Origin of the sequence: Caulobacter sp. B11 (assembly GCF_002737765.1) — a bacterium.
GTDB lineage: Bacteria > Pseudomonadota > Alphaproteobacteria > Caulobacterales > Caulobacteraceae > Caulobacter.
In genome coordinates this window covers 1-10554 of sequence record NZ_PEGG01000031.1, presented here as the reverse complement: position 1 = coordinate 10554, position 10554 = coordinate 1, and the positions used below count along the sequence as shown (strand labels likewise).

10 protein-coding genes and 1 pseudogene are annotated in these 10554 nt (G+C 65.2%); all 11 read right to left on the bottom strand.

Translation table 11 applies throughout. The features are described from left to right. Window positions 1-168 precede the first annotated feature (168 nt). Complete coding sequence (locus CSW58_RS14665) at window positions 169-369, bottom strand: hypothetical protein (RefSeq protein WP_236627599.1); 201 nt, start codon at window positions 367-369, stop codon at window positions 169-171. Between the two features lie 72 nt (window positions 370-441). Continuing rightward, window positions 442-777, bottom strand: coding sequence for an LpxD N-terminal domain-containing protein (locus CSW58_RS14660; protein ID WP_236627598.1), 336 nt, complete (start codon window positions 775-777; stop codon window positions 442-444). Between the two features lie 191 nt (window positions 778-968). After that, window positions 969-1637: an OmpH family outer membrane protein gene (locus CSW58_RS02245; RefSeq protein WP_236627597.1), complete on the bottom strand. Its 669-nt coding sequence runs from the start codon at window positions 1635-1637 to the stop codon at window positions 969-971. A 5-nt stretch (window positions 1638-1642) separates the two neighbouring features. Beyond that, window positions 1643-4000, bottom strand: coding sequence for an outer membrane protein assembly factor BamA (bamA, locus tag CSW58_RS02240; RefSeq protein ID WP_099446136.1), 2358 nt, complete (start codon window positions 3998-4000; stop codon window positions 1643-1645). A 17-nt stretch (window positions 4001-4017) separates the two neighbouring features. Next, window positions 4018-5490 carry an RIP metalloprotease RseP gene (rseP, locus tag CSW58_RS02235; RefSeq protein WP_236627596.1) on the bottom strand — a complete coding sequence of 491 codons (1473 nt, stop codon included), beginning with the start codon at window positions 5488-5490 and terminating at the stop codon, window positions 4018-4020. Between the two features lie 31 nt (window positions 5491-5521). After that, window positions 5522-6727, bottom strand: a complete 1206-nt coding sequence (locus CSW58_RS02230; protein WP_099446133.1) for a 1-deoxy-D-xylulose-5-phosphate reductoisomerase — start codon at window positions 6725-6727, stop codon at window positions 5522-5524. After that, window positions 6709-7557: a phosphatidate cytidylyltransferase gene (locus CSW58_RS02225; protein WP_099446132.1), complete on the bottom strand. Its 849-nt coding sequence runs from the start codon at window positions 7555-7557 to the stop codon at window positions 6709-6711. Before CSW58_RS02225 ends, CSW58_RS02230 begins: the two co-directional genes overlap by 19 nt. After that, the gene (uppS, locus tag CSW58_RS02220) at window positions 7535-8308 is read right to left on the bottom strand and encodes a polyprenyl diphosphate synthase (protein WP_099446131.1); all 774 of its coding nucleotides are present in this window, start codon (window positions 8306-8308) and stop codon (window positions 7535-7537) included. The genes CSW58_RS02225 and uppS overlap by 23 nt, the downstream gene beginning before the upstream one ends. 40 nt (window positions 8309-8348) lie before the next feature. Then, window positions 8349-8915, bottom strand: a complete 567-nt coding sequence (gene frr / locus CSW58_RS02215) for a ribosome recycling factor (RefSeq protein WP_099446130.1) — start codon at window positions 8913-8915, stop codon at window positions 8349-8351. 19 nt (window positions 8916-8934) lie between these two features. Continuing rightward, window positions 8935-9680, bottom strand: a pseudogene (gene pyrH / locus CSW58_RS02210) (UMP kinase). 182 nt (window positions 9681-9862) lie between these two features. After that, entirely contained in the window at window positions 9863-10345 is a 483-nt protein-coding gene (gene tsf / locus CSW58_RS02205; RefSeq protein ID WP_369825056.1) for a translation elongation factor Ts, read from the bottom strand. Between the last annotated feature and the right edge of the window lie 209 nt (window positions 10346-10554).

Genomic DNA, 10554 nt, shown 5'->3' with positions numbered 1-10554 from the left:
CGCCCACGACCGTGCTGCCGGAGATGCCCGTATAGGCCGCCGCGACGCAGTTACGACCTATGCTGACGTTGTGTGGGCGACATGGACGAGATTGTCGATCTTGGTGTTCTCGCCGATGGTCGTATCGGCAAAGGCTCCGCGATCACACGCAGCTATTGGCTCCGATGGTCACGCCGTCCTGCAGGATGACCCGGCCCAACTGCGGCAGATCCACCACGCCGGCTGGCCCCGGCGGCGGCGCCAAAGCCCGCTTCGCCGATCACCGCGCGCGGCATGGATGGAGACCCGGTCGCCGATCAGGGCGAAGCCGATCACCGCATTGGCGCCGATCACGCAGTTTCGCCCAATGGTCACGCCTGGACCGATCACAGCGCCTGGCGCCAGCCTTGTGCCGCGACCGATGCGAAACGCCCGGCCCGATGATGACGCCCGGGCCGATGCTTACCCCTTCTCCATCTCGATGTCGGGATGCAGGGCCGCGGTCGCGGAGACGTGGAGGCGCGGGGCGAACAGACGGTTGGCCGCCGCCGCCCAGGCGGCCTGAGGGTGGGCGGTGATCAGCACCGCGCACCCGGCCGGCGCGTCGCATTCGCTGTCCGGGCGCAGGAAACAGGCGCCGGCGCTGCTCGCGGTCAGAGCGGCAAGGCGTTTTCGATCAGAAAAGAATGTGATGTCGGTGACGGTTGCGCCATCCAGGGGCGCGACGCCGCCGATCAGGCGGTCGCCCAGGCCGGCATCCGCCAAGCGGGCCCCGCTCAGCGCGGCGAGATCGGCCACGGAAACCGGGCCGAGGGTCTCGAAGAATCTTGCGTCCGGCATGCAGTCCTCTCGGCGGCGCCCGCCAGGCGGACGAGGAATCACCCGCCCCAAGGCAATCTAGACGAAGGATCGACGCCGCGAGTCAACTTCACCGCAGAACCGCCTCTCGATCGCGAGGATCGAGACGCGGTCCCGCGGCAAATTGCAGATTAGTTGCGTTGCAGCTCGGCCGCCAGCTGAGCAGCCTGTTGCTGCGTCAGCTTGGTGCGCTCGAAGCTCTGGAACGTGGCGGCCTTGCCTCGCGCGTCGAGCAGAGCGATGATCTGGGCGCTGATATCCATGGCGGGATTGAAGATCGCCACGCCATTGCGCTCCAGCAGCATGCTGCACTGCTTTTGCTGGTAGGCCGCAATCACCGCAGGCTGCAGTTCAGCGCCATATTGCTGCTGAGCCAGATTGGCCGTGGCGACGAGTTCCAGCTGCATGTGGCCGGCGTCACGCTGGAGGGCGTTCTGCTCGACTTCCAGGTCGGACTTCTGCTTTTCCCGAGCGTTGATATCGACGGCAGCGGTCTTGGCGCCGGCGTTATAGGCCTCGATGCGCGTTTGCAGGGCCTTTTCACGCGCCGTGAGCGGCGCTTCGGCCGAGGTTTGCAGAGCCTTCAGACGCGCGTCCATCGCCTTGCCCGTGACAGAGGCGCCCCGGATGGCGCCCGACGAAAACACGCAAAGGCCGGTGATGGCGGGACCGTGGGTGATCTGCGGCGCGACGGGCGCCGCCGCCGGCTTGGCCAGCGGCGCGGCTTGAGCCAGGGCGCTGGACGCCATGGCCACCACGGTCAGACCGGAAACGGTCGCGACGAGGAATTTGGAGATCATGCTCATTAAAACCTTGTGGAGGTGGAGAACCGGAACGTTTCGGTTCTGTCGTAATCTTCTTTGGCAAGAATTTGGCTAAGGTCGAACCGGATGGGCCCCATGGGCGATTTCCAGTCGATGCTGACGCCTGCCGACGCGCGAAGCGAGAGGTCGTCACGGATGTTCGCATTGAACACCCCCGGCGAGTTCTGGCGGTCAACGTCGTCCAGTAGGCCGGCGGTGCCGAAGTCGCTGAACAGCGCGGCCTTGATGCCGTACTGCTCGGGCAACAGGGTCGGAATGGTCAGTTCAAGCGTGCCGACCGCATAGAGCTTGGCGCCCATCGAATTGCTGTCGACGCTGATGTCGCGCGGCCCGATACCCGCCGTTTCGAAGCCTCGGAACGATGAGCCGCCCTTGTAGAAGCGGTCATTAATCCGAACGTTGTCGCCGCCCCAGCCTTCGATATAGCCCGCCGAACCGGTGGCGCTGAACACGAAGTCCTTGTTGAAGCCCCAGTACCAGCCGCCGTCGGCTTCGGTCTTCAGATAGTTCACGTCGCCGCCAAAGCCCGCCAGGTCCTGGTTGAGGTCGGCGAACCAGCCACGCGTCGGCCGGATGGGGTCATTGCGCCGATCCAGGCGCAGGCCATAGCCGATCAGCGAGGTCATATAGGCCCCGCGCTGCAGGCACAGGATCTGAGACACCGAGCCGCCGGCGCACAGGCTGTCGGCGACGCTGACCTCATCCTGACGCAGGGTGTAGCGCACGCTCATCGAGGCGTTCTGGGTCAGGGGGAAGCCGAAGCGCAGATTGCCGCCGGTCGACTTGGTGTCATAGGCGGCATAGTCGCTGAGGTCGTAGCGGTACGAATAGACGTCGACCCCGGCGCGCAGGTCGCGCCCCATGAAGCGCGGCTCGGTGAAGGCGAAATCGATCTGCTGGCGCAGCGAACCGACCGAGACGCGGGCCCGCAGGTTCTGGCCCCGGCCGCGGAAGTTGCGCTCGGTGATGCCGACATCGAGCACCAGCTGGTCGACCGAGCTGTAGCCGGCGCTGAACGAAAGCTCACCGGTCGGCTGTTCCTCGACCTTCACGCGCAGGGCTGTGCGGTCGGGCTGGCCGCTGGGCAGCTCCTCGATAGTGACGTCCTTGAAGAAGCCCAGGCGGCGAATATTGTTCTTGGAGCGATCGACCAGCACGCGGTTATAGGCGTCGCCTTCGGCCACCTCGAGTTCGCGGCGCAGCACATAGTCCAGAGTGCGGGTGTTGCCGACGATGTCGATGCGATCGACATAGACGCGCGGCCCTTCACGGACCTGGAACACCACGTCGACCGTGTTGGTCTCGCGATTGGGCACATAGCGCGGCCGAACGTCCACGAAGGCGAAGCCGGCGGCGCCCGCCGCGAAGGTCAGGGCGTCGGTCGCCTGCTCGATGCGCTCGTCTTCATACAGCTGACCGGCGCGGATCGGCACGATCTGGGCCAGAAGCGCCCCGTCCAGCTTCTTCAGCTCGGTGTCGACGGTGATCTTGCCGAACTTGTATTGCGGGCCCTCATCGACCGTATAGGTGATCGCGAAGCCGTTCTTGTCGGCGGCCAGTTCGGCCACCGAGGCCACAACGCGGAAATCGAAATAGCCGCGGTTGCGGTAGTGCTTGCGCAGCTGCTCGCGGTCGTACTCGATCCGGTCGGGATCGTAATTGTCGTTGCTGGTCAGGAACTTGTACCAGTGCGACTCCTTGGTCACGATCACATCGCGCAGATCGTTGTCCGAGAATTCGCTGTTGCCGAGGAAATTGACCCCCAGCACCCCGCTCTTGGGCCCTTCATTGATCTCGAACACCAGATCGACCCGCTTTTGCGGCAGCTCGACGACCTTGGGCGTCACCGTCGCCGAGATCCGGCCCGATCGACGATAAAGTTCGATGATCCGCTGAACGTCGGCCTGAACCTTGGCGCGGGTGAAGATGCCGCGCGGGCGGATCTGCACTTCGTCTTTCAGCTTGTCTTCCTTGAGCGCCGAGTTCCCCTCAAAGACCACCTGATTGATGATCGGGTTCTCAACGACCCTCACGATCAGGTCGCCGCCCAACAGCTCGATCTTCACGTCGGCGAAGAGGTCCGTGCGGGCCAGGGTCTTCAGCGCCAGGTCGAGCCGCTGGGGATCAACGGTTTCGCCGGGCTGGATCGGCAGATAGGACAACACCGTGCCCTGCTCGATCCGTTCATTGCCTTGAACGACGATGCGTTGCACCACGCCGCTCTGGGCCTGGGCGAACGCCGCCTGAGGCGCGACCAGCGCGGTGGATCCGAGTAGCAGCGCAGCGATAGTGGCGAACGCGGCGCTTTGGGCGCGAATTTTGTTCATGGGACCAATCATGGACGAAAGGCGGCCTTTCACGAGAAGAGGCCGCCAAAAAATTTGAACACGCTCAAGCGCTGCAGATCATTCCACGTCGCGAACAACATGAAACCCAGCAACAGCGCAAGACCAACCCGATAGCCGGCCGCTTGCAGCCGCGCCCCCAACGGCCGCCGCGCGACCGCTTCATAGGCGTAGAACAGCAAATGCCCCCCGTCCAGAACGGGTATTGGCAACAGATTCATGAAACCGATGCTGACGGACAGGATCGCCGATAGGCCGAGCAGCGCCACCGCGGCCCCGAGCATCATGGTCGGGAAATCCGGAGCGCCAGCGGCGCCGGCCTGGGCGACCTGACCCGAGGTCTTGGCGATGCCCAGCGGCCCGCCGATCTGCTCGGCGGAAACCTGGCCGCGAATGATGCGCCCCAGATAGTAGACCGTGGTGTCGAGCACGTCCCAGGTCCGGCGCATGCCCGCGCCGACGGCCTGGATGGGGTTGTAGCGAATGCGTTCGACGTGGCTGCGCGGAATGCCGCCGCTGAGGCCGAGCAGCACCCTGCGCTCGGTCTTGCCATCGGCGCCGGGCGCCTGGCCCAGCCGGGGCGTGGCCGTCAGGTCGAGCGTTTCGCCGCCCCGATAGACGCTCAGGGTGATGGGTTGGGCGCCCTTGGCCCGAACAAGCGCCGTCAGGTCTTCAAAACTGCCGATGCGGCGGCCATCGACCCGCTGGATCACATCCCCTCGCTGGATGCCCGCGCCCTCGGCGGCCGAGCCCTTTTGAACCTCAGCGACGATGGCCGGCGCGCCAAAGCCGAGGACGCCGCCCTTCTGGCTGCCGCCGAGGCCATCCGGAATCGACTGCAGCGCCGGTGTCGCCTCAAGGTCGATCTCGCGGTCGCCGCGTTTGACCTTGAAGTGGATCGGCACGTCGCTGCGCAGCATCACGAACCGATCGAGATCGTCGAAGCTCTTCAGGTGACGGCCATTGGCCGACAGCACCACGTCGCCCTGCTGGAATCCGGCGCGCGCCGCCGCGCCGCCTTCAATCAGGCCGCCGACGATCGGCCGCCGAACGGTCTCGCCGAACACGCCGAGCAGGACCGCGAACAGCACGATCGCCAGCAGGAAATTGGCCACGGGCCCGGCCGCGACCACGATCGCTCTTTGCCACAGGGGCTTGAAATGGAAGTAGCGCGCGACGGCCTCTCGGCCTTCCCGGGCCTCGATCGCCGTCCGCAGGCTGGCCAGATCGTCTTGATCGGGCACGCTAGCGGCGTTCTCGTCGCCAGCGAAGCGCACATAGCCGCCCAATGGGATCCAGCCGAGTTGCCACTGCACGCCCGACTTGTCCCGCCAGGAGAGAATCGGCCGGCCGAAGCCGATGGCGAATCGATCGATCGCGACCCCGAAGGCCTTGGCGGCCCAGAAGTGCCCAAGCTCATGCACCGTCACGACCAGCAGGATAACCAGCGGGAAGGCGATGACGTAGGAAGCGGCGGACTGCATGAAGCCGAGCATGTCGGGATTTTTCTCGTCTTCAGTTTCGACGGTGAACTTGACCGACAACCTCGGCCGCAATGCGGCGAGCGCTGACATCTGTCATCAGGGCGTTGTCGAGGGCGTCGCCGCCGGTCGTGGCGAGGTCTCCAAGGCTATTCATGCGTTCCAGGGTCCCCGCCACCGCGCCGGCAATATCCAGAAAGCCGATCTGGTGGTCAAGGAAGGCCGCGACCGCGACCTCATTGGCCGCGTTCATCGCCGCTGGAGCGCCCCCGCCGAGGCGCAGCGCTTCACGCGCGATGCCGATGGAAGGAAACCGGTCGTGGTCGGGCGCCTCGAAGGTCAGTTGGGCATAAGCGGCCAGGTCGAGGCGCTGCGCAGGCCAGTCCAGCCGTTCCGGCCAGGAATAGGCGCAGGAAATGGGGCTGCGCATGTCCGGCGGCCCCAGCTGCGCCAGGGTCGAACCGTCGGTATATTCCACTAGGCTGTGAATCACCGATTGCGGGTGGATCACCACATCGATGCGTTCCTGAGGCGTGCTGAACAGATAGGAGGCTTCGATCATCTCGAGGCCCTTGTTCATCATCGTCGCGGAATCGACCGAGATCTTGGCGCCCATCGACCAGTTGGGATGGGCCACGGCCTGGGCCGGCGTCGCCTGGGCCATGGCCTCCAGGGTCCAGGTGCGAAACGGTCCGCCCGAGGCGGTGAGGATCAGGCGCGCGACCCGGTCCAGGCAGTCGCGCTGCAAAACCTGGAAGATCGCCGAATGCTCGGAATCGACCGGGATCACCGATCCCCCGGCGGCCCGGGCGATGGCCAGCAGGTCAGGGCCCGCGCAGACCAGGCTCTCCTTGTTGGCCAGGGCGATCACCGCGCCCGTGCGCGCGGCGGCGAGCGTCGGCGCCAGCCCCGCCGCGCCGACGATCGCCGACATCACCCAGTCAGCCCCCATGGCGGCCGCTTCCACGACCGCGTCGGGGCCGGCGGCCGTCTCGATACCCGAGCCCGCAAGCCTTTGGCGAAGGTCGCCCAGAAGCGCCGGATCGGCGATCACGGCGATCCGGGGCCTCCAACGTCGGGCCTGCTCAGCCAGTTTCTCGACATTGCGGCCCGCCGTCAGGGCCAGGATCTCGACGTCCAGCTGGGCTTGGGCGAACAGGTCTAGGGTCGAAACGCCTATCGAGCCCGTAGACCCCAGGACCACCACCTTGCGGGGCGTGGTCACGTCAACCAACCCCATTGCGCCAAAAGGCGAACGCCGGCGACGACAATGGCGGCGAACATCAGACCATCTACCCGGTCCAGCAGGCCGCCATGACCCGGTATCAGATCTCCGGAGTCCTTGACGCCGAAGCGACGCTTCAACATCGACTCCCAAAGATCGCCCATCATGGTCGCCAGTCCGCCGAGAAAGCCGGTGATCGCCACGACCGGCCAGCCGATTTCGATCGGCGGCAGGGCCGGCAGAAGATCGGCCAGCAGCTTGATGAAGACGCCGCCGATGGTCGCGGCGACCAGGCCCCCAAAGAAGCCCGACCAGGTCTTGTTCGGCGAAAAGCGCGGCCAGAGCTTGGGACCCTTGGCGAGACTGCCGACAACGAACGCGAAAATATCAGCGAACCAGGTCACCGTGAACATCAGCAGCACCCAGCTGAGCCCCGCAGGGCCCTCGCGCAGCCAGACCATGGCGATGCAGGCCGGCGCGATATAGACCACGCCATAGGCGGCGTCGGCCCGTCGCTCCACCGCGCCGCGGGCGATCAGGGCCGCCGCGATCGCGCCGCCGATCACCAGGGGCCATGTCAGATAATAATGATCGCGATAGGCGGCGATCAGGGCCACCAGCACGGCGACCGCGATGACCGACGCCACGCCGATCGGGGTGCGCTTGGCGCTCATCATCGCCCATTCGCGCGCGAGCAGGGCCACGCCCACCGCAATCAGCCCGAGGAACCAGACCCCGCCGAACCACACGGCGGCCACGACGGTGGGTACAAGCACGGTGGCCGAGACCACGCGCACCCGCAAATTCGTCCAATTGAAACGCTTAGCCGGCGACGGCGACGTCATCGGCAGCTAAGCCCCCATAGCGCCGATCACGGCTTCGATAGTCGGTCAGGGCCGCGGCCAGGGCGTCGGGTCCGTAGTCGGGCCACAGGACATCCTGGAACACCAGTTCCGAATAGGCGCATTCCCAAAGCAGGAAGTTGGAAATACGCCGCTCTCCACTGGTGCGGATGATCAGGTCGGGCGCGGGCGCCTGGGCGGTTGAAAGCAGCGATTCAAAACGCGCTTCATCAAGATCTTCAGCCTTGGCCTCGCCAAGCGCAACAGCTTGGGCGAAGCGGCGGGCGGCGTCGGTAATGTCGGCCCGGCCGCCATAGTTGAAGGCGACCTGAAGCAGAAAACGATGATTGTCCGCGGTCCGTCGTTCGGCGCGCTCGATCACGTCCAGCACGTCCGAGGGCAGGCCCGTATGCCGGCCAATGATCCGAACCCTGACGCCTTCCTTGGCGAGCCGATCCAGATCCGACTCAACATAGGCCTTCAGCAGCGCCATCAGTTCGGAGACTTCGCTGGCCGGGCGGCTCCAGTTCTCGGTCGAGAAGCCAAACACCGTCAGCACGGTCACGCCAAGCGCGGGGGCGCCCTCGACGGTACGCTTCAACGCCGCCACGCCGGCGCGGTGGCCCAGGACGCGCGGCAGATTACGCCGCTTCGCCCAACGCCCATTGCCGTCCATGATGATGGCCACGTGCAGGCCCCGCGACGCACCAACAGCGTGCGTCGAGACATCCTGCAGGCCCGTGGTCGGCGCCATACGCTTAAGCCTTCCTTCTCGTCTCCCCGACCGGTGACGACTAAACCTGCATGATCTCTTGTTCTTTGGTTTTCAAGGCCTCGTCGACCTGCTTGATGGCCGCGTCGGTCATCTTCTGGACCTCGGTTTCCATCTTCTTCAGCTCGTCCTCGCTGATCACGCTCGCCTTCTCGGCCTTCTTCAGGTCGTCATTGCCGTCGCGACGGATATTGCGAACGGCGACCTTCTGGGCCTCGGCGTATTTGCCAGCGATCTTGACCAGATCCTTGCGGCGCTCTTCGGTCAGGGGCGGGATCGGAATCCGGAGATTATTGCCCTCGACCACGGGGTTTAGACCCAGGTCGGAATTGCGGATGGCCTTTTCAACGGCCGAGACGACGCCCTTGTCCCAGATATTGACATTGATCTGGCGCGGCTCGGGCACGCTGATCGAGGCGACGGTGTTGAGTTGCACCATCGAGCCATAGGCATTGACCATGATCTGGTCGAGCAGGCCCGCGGAGGCGCGACCGGTGCGCAGCCCCGCGAAGTCTTCCTTCAGGGACAGGACGGCCTTGTCCATGCGGTCCTTGTAGCGGGCCAGAACAGGTTTTTCGGCGGCGGCCATGTGGCTCTCCTCGCTGGAACTAAGCGGCGCGATCGTCGGAGACGACCGTATGGGTCCCCTCGCCTCGCAGGACAGTGAGCAGATTGCCCCGTCCCTTGATCGAGAACACGATGATCGGAATATTGCTGTCACGCATCAAGGCCACGGCTGAGGCGTCCATGACCCGCAAATCCTTGGCCAGGACGTCCATGTAGCTGAGGCGATCATAGCGCTTGGCGTCGGGATCCTTTTTGGGATCGGCGGTATAGACCCCGTCGACACTGGTGCCCTTGAACAGTGCGTCACACTGCATTTCCGCGGCGCGAAGCGCGGCGGCTGTATCGGTCGTGAAAAACGGGTTGCCGGTGCCTGCGGCGAAGATCACCACCCGCCCCTTCTCAAGGTGGCGCTGAGCCCGGCGGCGAATATAGGGCTCGCAGACGGTCGCCATGGGAATAGCCGACTGCACGCGGGTGGAGACCCCGATGCGCTCGAGAGCATCCTGCATGGCCAGGGCGTTCATCACGGTCGCCAGCATGCCCATATAGTCGGCGCTGGAGCGTTCCATGCCCTTGGCGGCGCCCGCCATGCCGCGAAAGATGTTGCCGCCACCGATCACCAGGCACAGCTCCACGCCTGATTTGACGATCTGGGCGATGTCCTGGGCCACGGCTTCGACGGTGTTGGTGTCGATCCCGTAGGGGTATCGCCCATCAGCACCTCGCCCGACACCTTCAGGAGCACGCGGCGGTACTGTTTGGGCGCGAGGGGGCTGAGATCGGACATGGGCCGGCTGTTCCTGAGTCGTCGAGACGCAACATAGTGCGCGTTCGGCAAAAGTGGGATCGGTTTTGCCGCCCGCGAGACTTCACAGGCGTGACAAGGGCGCGGCGCGCGTCAAACGCGCCGCGCCCTTGAAGACTTCAGGGATCCCGAGCCCGTCCGAAGACGCGCCTGGGAGCCTTGGACTAGGCCTGACCGCCGGTCATGGCAGCGACTTCAGCGGCGAAATCACCGGCCGGAGCCTTTTCAACGCCTTCGCCGAGGGCGAGGCGAACAAAGCCCTTCACCGTCAGGGTCGAACCGAGTTCCTTGCCGGTCTCGGCGACCAGCTGCTCGACGGTCTGGTCCGGGTTCATCACGAAGGCTTGCTTCAGCAGCACGACTTCTTCGAGGAACTTGCGGATCCGGCCTTCGACCATCTTTTCGACGACGGCCGGGGGCTTGCCCGATTCCAGCGCCTGTTCGGTGAAGATGGCGCGTTCCTTGTCGATCGCGGCCTGGTCCAGATCATCCGGCGACAGCGACAGCGGAGCCGTCGCGGCACGTGCATGGCGATCTTGCGGCCCAGTTCCTGGATCTTGGCCTGGTCGCCGGCGCCTTCGATGGCCACCAGAAACGCCGATGCGGCCCAGTTCGGGCGCGGTGGCGTTGTGGATATAGGTCGACACGGCGCCCTTCGGCGACGCTGAACCGGGCCGAGCGACGCAGGACCATGTTCTCGCCGATGGGGCGATCAGTTGGTCAGGACGTCGGCGACGACTTCGGAATCCGAGGTCTTGCCGGCGTTGATGCGTCGATGCCGACGTGATCCAGGCCGACGGCCGCGATCTTGCGGACAGCGTTCTGGAACAGGTCGTTGCGGCCCAGGAAGTCGGTC

Bases quoted from the DNA above. Each gene is read 5' to 3' on its own strand.
- CSW58_RS02245 (WP_236627597.1), bottom strand. From the start codon at position 1,637: ATGATCTCCAAATTCCTCGTCGCGACCGTTTCCGGTCTGACCGTGGTG.
- bamA (WP_099446136.1), bottom strand. From the start codon at position 4,000: ATGATTGGTCCCATGAACAAAATTCGCGCCCAAAGCGCCGCGTTCGCC.
- rseP (WP_236627596.1), bottom strand. From the start codon at position 5,490: ATGCAGTCCGCCGCTTCCTACGTCATCGCCTTCCCGCTGGTTATCCTG.
- CSW58_RS02230 (WP_099446133.1), bottom strand. From the start codon at position 6,727: ATGGGGTTGGTTGACGTGACCACGCCCCGCAAGGTGGTGGTCCTGGGG.
- CSW58_RS02225 (WP_099446132.1), bottom strand. From the start codon at position 7,557: ATGACGTCGCCGTCGCCGGCTAAGCGTTTCAATTGGACGAATTTGCGG.
- uppS (WP_099446131.1), bottom strand. From the start codon at position 8,308: ATGGCGCCGACCACGGGCCTGCAGGATGTCTCGACGCACGCTGTTGGT.
- frr (WP_099446130.1), bottom strand. From the start codon at position 8,915: ATGGCCGCCGCCGAAAAACCTGTTCTGGCCCGCTACAAGGACCGCATG.